Genomic DNA, 12660 nt, shown 5'->3' with positions numbered 1-12660 from the left:
GAGATCTTGAGAGGGCGCAGGCGCTGTATCAGCGTGCTCTTGAGGCGAGGGAACGCGTTCTGGGTTCGGATCATCCGAGTACGTTGGCTTCATTGACTAACCTCGCTGCTGTGTTGCAGGATCAGGGAGATCTTGAGAGGGCGCAGGCGCTGTATCAGCGTGCTCTTGAGGCGAGGGAACGCGTCCTGGGTCCGGATCATCCGAGTACATCGACAACGAGGCATCAACTTGCGTCCTTGCTCAATGCGCAAGGCCGTGTTGAGTCTGCCCAACAAATCTCAGCTGGTCGCTCAAGGTCTGAAGAGATCAGAGTTGCAGTGCTGGGAGAAAACGCGCGACCGGATTTGGAATCACTTCAAGAGTGGTTGAATTCCGATCCTCATCTTCGCGCCGTACGGATTGCTACCCCGCATCCTGAGCCAGGATCAATGGGTGCGGTTGCAAATGCCATTTCTGTGGTGATTCCGGCGCTGGAGGTGACGTCGCCATTTGTTGCGGCACTCGTAACATGGCTACGGACGCGTAGAGGTAGAAATATTCGGGTAAGTTTGACCTCGTCTAATGGTGTCGGATTGCAACTTTCAGCCGACAAGCTCGGCCAGCTGTCGAATGAAAAGGCCGAGGATCTCACGGCTACATTGTCTGTTGCTCTACGTCAGGATGTTTGAGGCCGATTCCTCATCACACCTGAACCCGGTGAGTTAGCCCAAATCCGGGCATGTACCGGAGCGTGGCTCATTTAGAGCTTGTGACACGTGGACATAGCCGCGTGACGAAGGTCATATGGTCGCTTCGCCAGCACGGATGCGCGTTCCGCCGGGGTGAGGGCTCGCGACCGGGCCTCGGCCAAACTTCGTCGTATCCCGTGTCTTGGATCAGTGCGCCGCGCATCGTTTGGAACACGCGGCCGTCGGGGGCCGTGCCATACGCGGTCACTGCCAGCGCAGCAAGGCGACCAGCTCCGGCGGGATCGGTACGCGGCGAACCGCCTTCCGCGGTCGGTGCTTCAGCCCCTTCTTCTCGTGTGCTTCGCCGTTGTCCGTCCAGATTTCAACCCGCGGACGTCGTGGGACGCACCGGAGGCGGCCCAGTCGCGCCCACGCGCGTGTGCCGTCCAGATGCAGAGTGCCCGGCCGGACGCGGGCAGCTCGCAGTTCTCCCGACGGAGTCAGACGGCTTCCCCCGCCGGCCGCATGGCGGCGTGGTACGGGCAGCCGGAGAACGCGTTGAGGTGCCGGCCACGCGTCCCCTGGTCTACGACGACCTCCAGCAGCGCGAGCCTGCCGCGGGTTGACCACGCAACCCGCTGAACCCGGGGCAGTAGCCGAAACGGGTGTGCGACGGCGGGCCCTGCGACATCAATGACAGCCACCTCCCGCTTGCCCTCTGTCGGCTGCCTTCAGCGGTCAGGGTCCGCGAGCGGCTGACCGGTAGCCGGAGGCGGCCCGGCGCTGCAACGTCTCGAAGGCACCGCCCCGACCGCCGGTTCGGGCCTGTTCGGGTCCTGCTGGTCGCGCTTTCCCGCACGGGTACTAGAATCGAACGTGTGAACGATAACCGTCCGCTGACGCGTCTCGACATGCTGCGCTTCGCGCGCCGCGTCGTCGAACGTCAGGCGGCCAGGCAGCTCGCGCTCATGGACCGGTGGATCGCGGACGAAGAGCGCCGGGAGACCGAACGGCAACGCCGCCTGGCGGTCCGGCAAAACGTTCCGGACTGGTTGGTCGAGCGCGGCCTGGACGGCCGGAACGCGGTCTACGTCCACGTCGGCGGTTGTTCGAGCGCCGGCGGCCGCTCGAAGGGGGTCGGGCGGGAGCAGGCGGTACGCGCGCTCACCGAAGCGGGTGTCGCGGCATGCCCGCTGTGCCGGCCGGACACCGTGCTGGGAATCATCGAATGACCGGCCCGGGTGCGGGAGCGGGCGGTCCGGACGATGCTGGAGCCATGGCCGGGAAACGTCCCATCATCGTGCACCTGCCGTCCCCGACCGGCGGCCGCCGGGTCCGGGTGGACGGCGAGATCCTCGGTCTCGCACACAATGTGCGGGACCTCGTGGAGTTCCTGCGCCGGGCCGGGCTGGAGATCGAGCCCGAGCAGGTGGCCGATTCGCCGCTGATCGACTGGCGCGGAGTGGGCCCCGACCGGTGGGAGGCGGAGACCCGGACCTGACGGCGATGTCGCCTCCGCCCGGCTACGGGCACACTGACGGCATGTCCTCCCGACGCAGAACCTGTCCCGTGTGCCACCGCGAAATCGCCGTCGTCGCGGGCCGCTTCGCGCGCCACGACCCGCCCGGGGCGCGGAAGAGCGCGGACCTCGTCTCCTGCGCCGGATCCCGGCGACCGGCACAACCGGGGGCGGTGCAGCCGTCGTTGGACGGGTACGTCGTACCGCACTTTCCCGGGCAGCTCCCCCTGTTCTGAGTTCCCGGTTCTGAGTTCCGACGGACGGAACTCTGGCGCCCCGACGGTGCGTCAGCGGTCCTCCCGGGCATTGCCGGTGGCCCGCCGCGCATCGCCCATGGTCCCGACGCCCCACCATTCATCGGCCGGCGCTCGGACTCAGTTCCCGGCCACCGACTTCACGGCGACCGACACCGGCGTCGAGCCGCTGATCAGCTCCAGCGTCAGACCGGCCGTCGCCGGCGTGTCCACCAATTCCGCCAGGACGGCCGCCACGTCGTCCCGTGGCACCGACCCCGGCCCGGTGTGCGCCTCCAGCCGGACCTGGCCCGTGCCCGCGGCGTCCGTCAGCGAGCCGGGGCGCAGGATCGTCCAGTCCAGCGCTTCCTGCCGGGTGACGTAAGCGTCGGCCTCACCCTTGGCGCGCAGGTACACGTCGAAGACCTCGTCCCCCTGGTGCGCCGGGTCCGCGCCCATCGAGGACACCACCACGAAGCGGCGTACGCCCACACGGACGGCCGCGTCCGCGAACAGCACCGCCGCGCCCCTGTCCACCGTCTCCTTGCGACCCGTACCGCTGCCCGGGCCCGCGCCGGCCGCGAAGACCGCCACGTCGGCGCCCTGCAGGTGCGCCGCGACCCCCTCCACCGAAGCGGACTCCAGGTCGAGCAGGACCGGTTCGGCTCCGGCCGCCCGCAGATCGTCGCCCTGCTCGGCCTTGCGGATGATTCCGGCCACCTCGTCCCCGCGCGCGGAGAGCAGACGCTCCAGCCGCAGCGCGATCTGACCATGACCACCAGCGATGACAATACGCATGATTCCGACCGTACGCCCGAAGAGGCGCATCCGCCGCACGAGTTAACCGGCGCGGCCGGAGCGCGCCCGGCTCACGCGGAAACGGCGGGCGCTCGGCGTGCGGCGACCGTCCTGCGCCCGCCGTACACCGGCTGATCGCACCCCAGGGAGCAGTGATCGGTCAGGCACCCCGCGCGCACGCCGTATCCCGCGCCGTCGACACGCTCGGGCCGCCGGCGCATACGCCGGACCGCGCGCCCCGCCGGGCGCCGTACCCCGCTCCGCACCGCCTCACGACAGTTCTCCCCGGCCCTGCCGCGGCAACCCGAGTTCCGCCGCGGCCGCCGAGTTGCAGTACTCGCGCACCGCGCTGGTGCGTGCCACCACCCGGCCCCGGTGCACCACGATCCGGCTGTAGGCCAGGGAGAGCGCTCCGGCAAGGTGATCGCCGCGTACGGCGAGGAGCTCCGCCGGAAAGCCCGCCTCCACACGCACGTCCGGCAGACCCAGCACCGCTCGGGCCGAGGCGCACACCGCGTCGTAGGCGTCCTCCGGGCGCAGCCCATGGGCGGAGGCGAGGAGGTAGGCGGCCTCCAGCGGGTCGCCGCGGCCGACGGGGTTGGAGACGTCGCGCAGGGCGCCGCTCCCGGCCGCCACCCGCACCCCGGCCGCGCGCAGCAGCCGTACCGGAGCCGTGCCCTGCCGGTCGGCTCCGCCGCAGCCGCCCTGGGGCAGGCACACCACCGTCACGCCGGCCGCCGCGAGCTGGTCCGCGGCACGGGAGGCGGCCTCGGGGGGCAGGCGCGCGAGACCGGCGCACGGCCCGATCGTCACGCCGGGGCGCAGGCCCCCCGCCATGGCGGCGAGCCGGGACAACCGGGTCGGGTCGGCGGCGTCCGTGTGCAGGTCCACCGGGCAGCCGTGTTCGGAGGCCACCTCCAGGACCGCCTCCACGTAGCCCGTGGGGTCCGGGTCCAGGTCCGGGCAGCCTCCCACCACGGAGGCGCCCATCTTCACCGCGTCCCGCAGCATCACGAGTCCGTCGGCCCCGGCCACCCCGGTCAGCAGCCGGGGCATCGCCACCGTCGTCAGCTCGGCGAGCCCTCGCAGCGACCGCCGGGCCTGCAGAACCGCGCCCAGCGCGCCGAGTCCCTGGACGTCGCCCACGCGCACGTGCGCGCGTGCCGCCGTCGCCCCGTGCCCGAGTTGCAGCAGGGCCGCCTCCGTCGCCCGGCGCTGGACGTCCTCGGGGGCGTACGACGCCGGGCCGGGGCGTTCGGCGGACAGGGCGGTGTCGCCGTGGGCGTGCGGTTCGGCGGGTGCCGGGAGGAGCAGGTAACCGCTCAGGTCCACGCGCGCGGCGGCCTTCCGGGCCGGGCCCGGCGCGAGGCTGCCGGCCGTGCCCACCGCCTCGATGCGCCCGCCGCTCAGCCGTACGTCCACGGTCCGGCCGTCGGTGAGCCGCGCCCCGCACAGCAACAGGGCGGCCTGGTCGGCCGATCCCGAGGACCCCGACGAGTTCGGCGGAGGGGGCTGCGGCTGGCTGTCGGGCATCGCGCTCCAGGGTCGGGCCGGGGGCTCTGGACTGGCCGGCGTGAGGGCTCGGAGGCCGGGACCCCAAGATCACGCAGAGTGAGTCGAGCCTAGGGTGACGCACCCCGCGGGACGCGTAGGAGCGCAATAGTCGTACCGGCGTGGTCCACCCTTGGCGGTACACGTGTCGCCCAGGCGCGTGGCGCTCGCCGTTCCCGGCGACGGCCACCTGCCCCGCGCGCGTGCTCTGCGCGTAGGCGCGAACGCGCGCGTGCCCGCCCTCGCACCGCAAAGCCTCGTCCCCGCCCGCATGGCCGCCTGCGCCCCCTCGCGAAGCCGCCCGCCCGCGCCCACACCGTCGCGCGCCCGTGCCGTCGCCGCCGGCCCAGGCCCAGGCCCGTCGGCACACCCGTACTCCCTGGGGGCTCAGGAGGCGGCGGAGAGGGCTGGGAAGCGGGGCGGGATGGGCGGCCGGATACGGATTTGGGTGAACGGCGGCGGACCGTGTAATGTCTTCATCGCTCGCCCCAATAGCTCAGTCGGCAGAGCGTCTCCATGGTAAGGAGAAGGTCAACGGTTCGATTCCGTTTTGGGGCTCTGGTGTGAGAGGCTCCCGTCGAGAGACGGGGCCCGATCGCATCTCAGCGGTGTAGCTCAGTCGGTAGAGCAAGCGGCTCATAATCGCTGTGTCACCGGTTCAAGTCCGGTCACCGCTACTGACAGTAGCCGATTGCGGGGTCGGTCCTTCGATCGGCTACTCTTTCTTGCGTTGAATTAGTCCATCCGTTCGTCTTAGGAGCACTCACGTGGCTGCCACCGACGTCCGCCCGAAGATCACGCTGGCCTGCGTGGAGTGCAAGGAGCGGAACTACATCACCAAGAAGAACCGGCGTAACAACCCGGATCGTCTTGAGATGAAGAAGCACTGCCCGCGTTGCAATGCGCACACCGCGCACCGCGAAACGCGATAAATAGGCTCGTTCGTGAGGCCGTCCCCTTCCGAGGGGGCGGCCTCACGGCGTTTTCGCCACTCGGCGACCGGCAGGTCCGGCCCACTCGGCGACCGGCAGGTCCGGCCTACTCGGGCGACCGGCAGGTCGGCCGGCTCGGTGGACCCGCTCGTTCGTCTGCTCGCCGCCCCCTCGTTCACCGGCTCGGTGATCACTCGCCGACCCTCGCCCCACGCGCCCCGGCGCACGTCCCCGGCTGGTTTCCGGCTAATTTGGGGCCATCACAGCAGAGATCAGGAGGTGCCGGGCCATGGCGCTCGACCAGTCCTTCGTGGGACGGACCTACCCGCCCACCGCGCCCTATGAGGTGGGCCGGGAGAAGATCCGCGAGTTCGCCGAGGCGGTGGGAGAGGCCAACCCGGTGTACACGGACCCGGAGGCCGCAAAGGCGTTCGGCCACCCCGACGTGATCGCCCCGCCGACCTTCGTGTTCTCCATCACCTTCCGCGCCGCGGGACAGGTCGTCCAGGATCCGCAGCTCGGGCTGGACTACAGCCGCGTGGTGCACGGGGACCAGAAGTTCGCCTACAGCCGGCCGGTCCGGGCCGGCGACCGGCTCACGGTCACCTCCACCATCGAGGCGATCAAGTCCCTCGCGGGCAACGACATCCTGGACATCCGAGGCGAGGTGCACGACGAGGCGGGCGAGCACGTCGTGACCGCCTGGACCAAGCTCGTGGCCCGCGCGGCCGAGGAGGCGTGAGGACCTGATGACGGCGAAGATCGCGTACGACGACGTCGAGGTCGGCAGCGAGCTGCCGGCGCAGAGCTTCCCCGTGACCCGTGCCACGCTCGTGCGCTACGCGGGCGCCTCGGGGGACTTCAACCCGATCCACTGGAACGAGAAGTTCGCCAAGGAGGTCGGCCTCCCGGACGTCATCGCGCACGGCATGTTCACCATGGCCGAGGCGATCCGGGTGGTCACCGACTGGCTCGGCGACCCCGGTGCGGTCGTGGAGTACGGCGTCCGCTTCACCAAGCCCGTCATCGTGCCGAACGACGACGAGGGCGCCGTCATCGAGGTCAGCGGCAAGGTGGCGGCCAAGCTGGACGACAACACGGTGCGTGTCGACCTCACGGCCATGAGCGCGGGTCAGAAGGTGCTGGGCATGTCCCGGGCGGTCGTGCGACTGGCCTGACGAGCCGGAAGAGCTTGCAGGTAAGGGGCGTCCTCCCTTGTGGGGCGTCCCTTACGCGTACCGGCGGCCGGGCGGACGGTGTGATCCCTTGACCAAGTTAGTGATTGAGTACTAACTTATTCGGCATGCCCAGAATGAGCGCAGAGGAGCGGCGTGAGAGCGTCATCCGTGCGGCGACCACCGAGTTCGCGCGCGGTGGCTACCACGGCACCTCCACCGAGGCGATCGCCAAGCGGGTCGGGGTCTCGCAGCCGTATCTCTTCCGGCTCTTCCCGGGCAAGAAGGCGATCTTCCTGGCGGCGGCGGAACGCTGCGTGGAGGACACCATCCGGACCTTCGAGGAGGCCGCCGAGGGGCTGCAGGGGGAAGAGGCCCTGCATGCCATGGGGAACGCGTACACCCGTGTCATCGCGGAACGGCCCGAGCGGCTGATGATGCAGATGCAGACGTATGTCGCCGTGGCGGCCGCGGAGCAGGAGGGCGACCGTGAGTTCGGCGAGGGGGTACGGGCCGGCTGGATGCGGCTGTGGGACACCGTGCGCCTGGCGCTCGGCGCGGACGTCGACGAGACGACCGTCTTCCTGGCGTACGGGATGCTCATCAACTGCTTGGTGGCCATGGGCTTTCCTCCTGAGCACCGGGTGTGGGAAGGGCTCTACCCGTCGGCCCGGCTGACGGGTCGCCTGGGGGAGTAGCGCAAGTGCGGAGAAGGCGGTATCGCCTTTCATCACCGCAAAAGTTAGTCATCGATAACTAACTAGAGACCGCCCTCAGGGGGAGAAGATGTCAGAGCAGACCGCACGGAACAGCGCACCGCGCGGGGGAGCCGTATGGGCCCTCGTGATCACCAGCGTCGCCGGATTCATGGCGGCCCTCGACAACCTCGTCGTCACCACCGCCCTCCCCTCCATCCGCCAGGATCTCGGGGGCGCGCTGGAGGACTTGGAGTGGACCGTGAGCGCCTACACGCTCACCTTCGCCGTCCTGCTGATGTTCGGTGCCGCGCTCGGCGACCGCTTCGGCCGCCGTCGGCTCTTCATCGCCGGACTCGCCGTCTTCACCGGCGCCTCCGCCGCCGCGGCCATGGCACCCGGCATCGGCTCCCTCATCGCCGCCCGCGCGGTCCAGGGTGTCGGCGCGGCCGTGATGATGCCGCTCACGCTGACCCTGCTGACCGCGGCCGTGCCCGCCGCCAAGCGCGGGACCATGTACGGCATCTGGGGTGCGGTCAACGGGCTCGCCGTCGCCTCCGGGCCCCTCATCGGCGGCAGCCTCACCGAGCACGTCTCCTGGCACTGGATCTTCTGGCTGAACGTCCCGCTCGGCCTGGCCGTGCTGCCGCTCGCGCGGCTGCGGCTGGCCGAGTCCTACGGCATCGGTGCCCGGCTCGACGTCCCCGGCACACTGCTGGCCAGCGGCGGACTCTTCGGGATCGTGTACGGCCTGGTCCGCGGGCCCGCCGACGGCTGGACCGACTCCGTGGTGCTGACCGCGCTGATCGCGGGCGGAACCCTGCTGGCGGGCTTCGTCCTCTACAGCTCCCGCGCGGCCGCCCCGATGCTGCCGATGCGCCTGTTCCGCTCCCGCGCCTTCTCCGGGATCAACGCGGCCAGCCTGCTGATGTTCGTCGGGATGTTCGGCTCCATCTTCCTGCTCAGCCAGTACATGCAGGGCGTGCTCGGCTACTCGCCCACCGAGGCGGGCCTCAGGATGCTGCCGTGGACCGGCATGCCGATGCTCGTCGCGCCGATCGCCGGGATCCTGTCCGACCGCGTCGGCGGCCGCCCGGTCGTCGCGGCGGGCCTGTTCCTCCAGGCGGCCGGCCTCGGCTACATGGCCTACGTGGCCACCGCCGACGCCTCCTACGCCGTCCAGCTGCCCGCCCTGATCATCAGCGGCGTCGGCATGGCCCTGTTCTTCGCCCCGGCGGCCAACCTGGTGATGTCCAGCGTCCGGCCGCAGGAACAGGGCGTCGCCTCGGGCGCGAACAACGCGCTGCGCGAGGTGGGCGGCGCGCTCGGCATCGCGGTCATGTCGTCGATCTTCTCCGCGCAGGGCGGCTACGAGAGTGCGCAGAGCTTCGTGGACGGCCTGCGGCCCGCCCTGGTCACCGGCTCGGCGGTGGTCGTCCTCGCCGGGGTCGCCGCCCTGCTGATCCCGGCCCGCCGCGGCGCCCCCGGCCAGGCCGCCCCCGCGGCCGAGCAGACGCCCGCCCCGGTCCTGGAGTCCACCACCCGCTGACCCGGACCCCCGCAAGGAGCCCGTAATGCCCACGCTTCCCTGGTCCGTGCCGAACAGCCCGCCGCAGGACACCGAGGTCCACGTCTTCGCCTCCCGCTTCGAGACCCGCACCCTCTGGGGCGCCCTCCGCTTCCTCGCCCGTACCCCCGCCGTGTGGCGGCAGGTCGCCCACGCGCCCGGCGCCTACGGGGCCTCCCTCAGGGCGCAGCCGCTGCGGCGGGTCTTCTGGACGTTGTCCGTCTGGGAGTCGGCCGAGGCTCTCAAGGCCTTCGCCCACTCCGGGGCGCACCGGCCCACCTCCCGCCACCTGGCCTCCCAGATGCACGACGTCGCCTTCGCCACCTGGCAGACCTCCAGCGACCGGCTGCCGGTGAGCTGGGAGGAGGCGATGCAGCGGCTGACATAGAGCGGCGGCCGCCAGCCCCTCCCGCACGCGCGCGTGGACCTCGAGAGAGGGCTACGCGCGCGTGCGCTTGCGCCGGGCGGCCGACCGGGTCCGGGGCATCGGCGTGGCGGGGTGGGGCGGTCGAGGGCCTTGGCACGCGTCCCGGTGACGAAGAGATGCGGAACGACGGTCGACAGGGGTGGTCCGAGGACCCCGCGCGTGTCCTGTCCGAGAATCTCGGCGCTGGCCGGCGAGCCCGGTCGTGTCGCGCGCGTGCTGCCGACCGACCCGCCTCCGCGCGCCCCGGCGGAGACGGCCAGGCGATCGTCGGCGGTTGCGTGGCCAGAAGGCACCGCCTGCATGCGTGCGGCGCTGTCGGAGGTGTCTCGTAGTCTTGGGCCCGTGCAGGTACTCCACGACGCCCCCCTTGCTCCGCTGACCACCTTCCGGCTGGGCGGTCCCGCGACGCGGCTGGTCACCGCCGGGACCGACGCCGAGGTGATCGCCGCCGTCCGCGAGGCCGACGACAGCGGTACGCCGCTGCTGGTCATCGGCGGCGGATCGAACCTGGTCATCGGCGACAAGGGCTTCGACGGCACCGCCCTGCGCATCGCCACGCGCGGTGTCGAACTGCGCGGCACCACGCTGGAGCTGGCGGCCGGCGAGGTGTGGACGGACGCCGTCGCCCGCACGGTCGAGGCCGGGCTCGCCGGGATCGAGTGCCTGGCCGGCATCCCGGGGTCCGCGGGTGCCACGCCGATCCAGAACGTGGGCGCCTACGGCCAGGAGGTCTCCGCCACCATCACCGAGGTGATCGCGTATGACCGGCGGAATGGCGAGACCGTCACGCTGACGAACGAGGAGTGCGCCTTCTCGTACCGTCACAGCCGCTTCAAGGCCGACCCGAAGCGGTATGTCGTGCTGCGTGTCCGGTTCGGACTGGAGGACGCGGGCGGGCTCTCCGCGCCGGTCAAGTACGCGGAGGCGGCCCGTGCGCTCGGCGTCGAGCCGGGTGACCGGGTGCCGCTGTCCGACGCCCGTGAGACCGTCCTGAAGCTGCGCGCCGGCAAGGGCATGGTCCTCGACCACGAGGACCACGACACCTGGTCGGCCGGGTCCTTCTTCACCAACCCGATCCTCACCGACGAGCAGTTCGCCGCGTTCCACGCGCGTGTGCGCGAGCGGCTGGGGGAGAGCGTCGAGCCGCCCGCCTATCCGGCGGGCGAGGGCCGCAGGAAGACCTCCGCGGCCTGGCTGATCGACAAGGCCGGCTTCACCAAGGGCTACGGAACCGGGCCCGCCCGCATCTCCACCAAGCACACCCTCGCCCTCACCAACCGGGGCGGCGCCACCACCGAGGACCTGCTGGCGCTGGCCCGCGAGGTGGTCGCCGGGGTACGCGACGCCTTCGGTGTCACCCTGGTCAACGAGCCGGTCACGGTGGGCGTGCGCCTCTGACCGGCCGGCGCGCGTGCGGCCTGCCCCCGCACCGGCGCGGCGGGAGCGTCAGCCGTACCGGCTCGCGTGAGCCTCTACCGCACCGGCTTCCGTGAGCCGCACCGGCTTCCGTGAGCCGTACCGGCTCAGCAGGCCACTCAGTAGGCCACCCCCACCCCCTGCTTCACCGTCCCCTCGTCTTCGATCATCGACAGCATCGCGTGGGCGACGTCCGCGCGCGCGATGAAGCGGCCCTCGCGCGGGAAGCCGCCGACGACGGTGCGGTAACGGCCGGTGAGCGGCTTGTTCCACAGGCGCGGCGGCCGTACGGACGTCCAGTCGGTGCCGCTGCGGGCCAGCTCGGCCTCCATCTCGCGCAGATCGGCGTAGATGTCCTTCAGGATCGCCGAGACCAGGCCCCGTACGCCGCGATCCAGGGCGCCGTCGTCCTCCGGAGCCGGGCCGACGGGTGCGGCGCTGACCACCAGCAACCGTCGTACGCCCTCGGCTTCCATCGCGCGCAGGACCGCACGGGTCAGCCGGGCGGCGTCCCCGGCGTTCTTGCGGCCGCGTGCGCCCAGGCCGGACAGGACGGCGTCCCGGCCGACGACGGCGGCACGCAGTCGCTCCGGGTCGGTCAGGTCCGCGGTGAACACCTCCAGCGCGTCCCCCGTGACGTCCAGCCGGGCCGGATCGCGGACCACGGCCGTGACCCGGTGGCCGGCGCCGAGCGCCTGCCGGACGATCTCCCGGCCGATCCCGCCGGTGGCGCCGAAAACGGTGAGGTTCATGACTGCTCCCGCACTCGGGAAGTGGTGGGTGAGTGTTTACTCACCCCGTCGGCCTCTAGGGTGGGTAAGTACTCACCCATCCGTCAAGGCCGATCGGAGATCCCATGGAGACGAAGCCGGCGCGTGTCCGCATCCTCGACGCGGCCCACGAGCTGATGCTCACCGTCGGACTCGCCCGCGCCACCACCAAGGAGATCGCCAAGGCGGCCGGCTGCTCCGAAGCGGCCCTCTACAAATACTTCGACAGCAAGGAGGAGCTGTTCGTCCGGGTGCTCTCCGAGCGCCTGCCCCGGCTCATGCCCCTGCTCACCAGCCTCGTCACCGAGCCCGGACAGGGCACTCTGCGGGAGAACCTCACCCGCATCGCCCGCCAGGCCGCCTTGTTCTACGAGCAGAGCTTTCCGATAGCCGCCTCCCTGTACGCCGAGACCCAGCTCAAACGGCGCCACGACGACGCCCTGCGCAAGATCGGCTCGGGCCCGCACACGCCCATCCAGGACCTGGACGCCTACCTCCGCGCGGAACAGGCCATCGGCCGCGTCCGCGCCGACGCCGACACCTTCGCGGCCGCCTCCCTCCTCCTCGGAGCCTGCGCCCAGCGAGCGTTCGCCTACGACGCCACCGAGAGCGGCGAGCGACCTCCTGTGGACGAGTTCGCCGCCCGGCTCACGCAGACCCTGCTGGGCGGAATCTCCGTTGCGGAGCCCTCCGAGTGAGCCTCGCGCTGAGGGTCCGGGGCAGCCCGCGGACGGTCGGGACCGACGAGGCGCGCACCGCGCGGGACGCGGCGGCCCGGGAGCGGCGCCGTCACGACGCGGACTTCCGGGACATGCTGCGGCACAGGACCCACGCGCGGACGTTCTTTCTCGTCGGCGGCCGCGACGTCTTCGCCGACACGGCCATGTCCTGTGCCTCTGCGGCGGGCCG

The 12660-nt window shown here is 71.2% G+C and carries 15 protein-coding genes and 2 tRNA genes; 14 read left to right on the top strand and 3 right to left on the bottom strand.

The genetic code is table 11. The annotated features are described in order from the left end of the window. The 4 genes from ABZ079_RS20275 to ABZ079_RS20260 all read left to right on the top strand — a co-directional run. The coding region (locus ABZ079_RS20275; RefSeq protein WP_356940797.1) for a tetratricopeptide repeat protein at nucleotides 1-668 on the top strand (668 nt) is incomplete at its 5' end. Between the two features lie 878 nt (nucleotides 669-1546). After that, complete coding sequence (locus tag ABZ079_RS20270; protein WP_356940796.1) at nucleotides 1547-1900, top strand: DUF6233 domain-containing protein; 354 nt, start codon at nucleotides 1547-1549, stop codon at nucleotides 1898-1900. A 44-nt stretch (nucleotides 1901-1944) separates the two neighbouring features. Beyond that, nucleotides 1945-2169 (top strand): hypothetical protein, encoded by a 225-nt coding sequence (locus tag ABZ079_RS20265; RefSeq protein ID WP_356940795.1) that lies wholly within the window; start codon nucleotides 1945-1947, stop codon nucleotides 2167-2169. A 41-nt stretch (nucleotides 2170-2210) separates the two neighbouring features. Next, on the top strand, nucleotides 2211-2423 hold the full coding sequence (locus ABZ079_RS20260) for a hypothetical protein (protein ID WP_356940794.1): 213 nt from the start codon (nucleotides 2211-2213) through the stop codon (nucleotides 2421-2423). 138 nt (nucleotides 2424-2561) lie between these two features. Here ABZ079_RS20260 and ABZ079_RS20255 read toward each other — a convergent pair whose 3' ends face one another. Further along, a complete protein-coding gene (locus tag ABZ079_RS20255; protein ID WP_356940793.1) occupies nucleotides 2562-3218 on the bottom strand; it encodes an SDR family oxidoreductase in 657 nt (218 codons plus the stop codon). A gap of 270 nt (nucleotides 3219-3488) precedes the next feature. Further along, entirely contained in the window at nucleotides 3489-4751 is a 1263-nt protein-coding gene (locus ABZ079_RS20250; protein WP_356940792.1) for an amidohydrolase family protein, read from the bottom strand. Between the two features lie 503 nt (nucleotides 4752-5254). Here ABZ079_RS20250 and ABZ079_RS20245 point away from each other — a divergent pair. The 9 genes from ABZ079_RS20245 (at nucleotide 5255) to ABZ079_RS20205 (ending at nucleotide 10963) form a co-directional block, all read left to right on the top strand. Continuing rightward, nucleotides 5255-5327: transfer RNA gene (locus tag ABZ079_RS20245), tRNA-Thr, on the top strand. Between the two features lie 46 nt (nucleotides 5328-5373). Beyond that, a tRNA-Met gene (locus ABZ079_RS20240) sits at nucleotides 5374-5446 on the top strand. A gap of 90 nt (nucleotides 5447-5536) precedes the next feature. Then, entirely contained in the window at nucleotides 5537-5701 is a 165-nt protein-coding gene (gene rpmG / locus ABZ079_RS20235) for a 50S ribosomal protein L33 (protein ID WP_003948671.1), read from the top strand. Between the two features lie 289 nt (nucleotides 5702-5990). Further along, nucleotides 5991-6443 carry a MaoC family dehydratase N-terminal domain-containing protein gene (locus ABZ079_RS20230; RefSeq protein WP_356940791.1) on the top strand — a complete coding sequence of 151 codons (453 nt, stop codon included), beginning with the start codon at nucleotides 5991-5993 and terminating at the stop codon, nucleotides 6441-6443. Nucleotides 6444-6450: 7 nt separating this feature from the next. After that, nucleotides 6451-6879: a MaoC family dehydratase gene (locus ABZ079_RS20225; RefSeq protein WP_356940790.1), complete on the top strand. Its 429-nt coding sequence runs from the start codon at nucleotides 6451-6453 to the stop codon at nucleotides 6877-6879. A 125-nt stretch (nucleotides 6880-7004) separates the two neighbouring features. Beyond that, on the top strand, nucleotides 7005-7574 hold the full coding sequence (locus tag ABZ079_RS20220; RefSeq protein ID WP_356940789.1) for a TetR/AcrR family transcriptional regulator: 570 nt from the start codon (nucleotides 7005-7007) through the stop codon (nucleotides 7572-7574). A gap of 88 nt (nucleotides 7575-7662) precedes the next feature. Next, the gene (locus ABZ079_RS20215; RefSeq protein WP_356940788.1) at nucleotides 7663-9120 is read left to right on the top strand and encodes a DHA2 family efflux MFS transporter permease subunit; all 1458 of its coding nucleotides are present in this window, start codon (nucleotides 7663-7665) and stop codon (nucleotides 9118-9120) included. A 25-nt stretch (nucleotides 9121-9145) separates the two neighbouring features. Next, the gene (locus ABZ079_RS20210; RefSeq protein WP_356940787.1) at nucleotides 9146-9526 is read left to right on the top strand and encodes a DUF3291 domain-containing protein; all 381 of its coding nucleotides are present in this window, start codon (nucleotides 9146-9148) and stop codon (nucleotides 9524-9526) included. Between the two features lie 339 nt (nucleotides 9527-9865). Next, a complete protein-coding gene (locus ABZ079_RS20205) occupies nucleotides 9866-10963 on the top strand; it encodes a UDP-N-acetylmuramate dehydrogenase (RefSeq protein ID WP_356940786.1) in 1098 nt (365 codons plus the stop codon). Nucleotides 10964-11100: 137 nt separating this feature from the next. On the opposite strand, the gene ABZ079_RS20200 is transcribed toward ABZ079_RS20205, so the two are convergent. Further along, nucleotides 11101-11733 carry an NAD(P)H-binding protein gene (locus ABZ079_RS20200; protein ID WP_356940785.1) on the bottom strand — a complete coding sequence of 211 codons (633 nt, stop codon included), beginning with the start codon at nucleotides 11731-11733 and terminating at the stop codon, nucleotides 11101-11103. 104 nt (nucleotides 11734-11837) lie between these two features. Between ABZ079_RS20200 and ABZ079_RS20195 the strand changes: the two genes are divergently transcribed. After that, entirely contained in the window at nucleotides 11838-12449 is a 612-nt protein-coding gene (locus ABZ079_RS20195) for a helix-turn-helix domain-containing protein (RefSeq protein WP_356940784.1), read from the top strand. Nucleotides 12450-12660: the final 211 nt, after the last annotated feature.

The organism is Streptomyces sp. NPDC006314, from assembly GCF_040613075.1.
Lineage (GTDB): Bacteria > Actinomycetota > Actinomycetes > Streptomycetales > Streptomycetaceae > Streptomyces.
This window is presented reverse-complemented; position numbering and strand designations above follow the sequence as displayed.

Bases quoted from the DNA above. Each gene is read 5' to 3' on its own strand.
- ABZ079_RS20260 (WP_356940794.1), top strand. From the start codon at position 2,211: ATGTCCTCCCGACGCAGAACCTGTCCCGTGTGCCACCGCGAAATCGCC.
- ABZ079_RS20230 (WP_356940791.1), top strand. From the start codon at position 5,991: ATGGCGCTCGACCAGTCCTTCGTGGGACGGACCTACCCGCCCACCGCG.
- ABZ079_RS20265 (WP_356940795.1), top strand. From the start codon at position 1,945: ATGGCCGGGAAACGTCCCATCATCGTGCACCTGCCGTCCCCGACCGGC.
- ABZ079_RS20210 (WP_356940787.1), top strand. From the start codon at position 9,146: ATGCCCACGCTTCCCTGGTCCGTGCCGAACAGCCCGCCGCAGGACACC.
- ABZ079_RS20200 (WP_356940785.1), bottom strand. From the start codon at position 11,733: ATGAACCTCACCGTTTTCGGCGCCACCGGCGGGATCGGCCGGGAGATC.
- ABZ079_RS20225 (WP_356940790.1), top strand. From the start codon at position 6,451: ATGACGGCGAAGATCGCGTACGACGACGTCGAGGTCGGCAGCGAGCTG.
- ABZ079_RS20220 (WP_356940789.1), top strand. From the start codon at position 7,005: ATGCCCAGAATGAGCGCAGAGGAGCGGCGTGAGAGCGTCATCCGTGCG.
- ABZ079_RS20255 (WP_356940793.1), bottom strand. From the start codon at position 3,218: ATGCGTATTGTCATCGCTGGTGGTCATGGTCAGATCGCGCTGCGGCTG.
- ABZ079_RS20215 (WP_356940788.1), top strand. From the start codon at position 7,663: ATGTCAGAGCAGACCGCACGGAACAGCGCACCGCGCGGGGGAGCCGTA.
- ABZ079_RS20195 (WP_356940784.1), top strand. From the start codon at position 11,838: ATGGAGACGAAGCCGGCGCGTGTCCGCATCCTCGACGCGGCCCACGAG.
- ABZ079_RS20205 (WP_356940786.1), top strand. From the start codon at position 9,866: ATGCGTGCGGCGCTGTCGGAGGTGTCTCGTAGTCTTGGGCCCGTGCAG.
- ABZ079_RS20250 (WP_356940792.1), bottom strand. From the start codon at position 4,751: ATGCCCGACAGCCAGCCGCAGCCCCCTCCGCCGAACTCGTCGGGGTCC.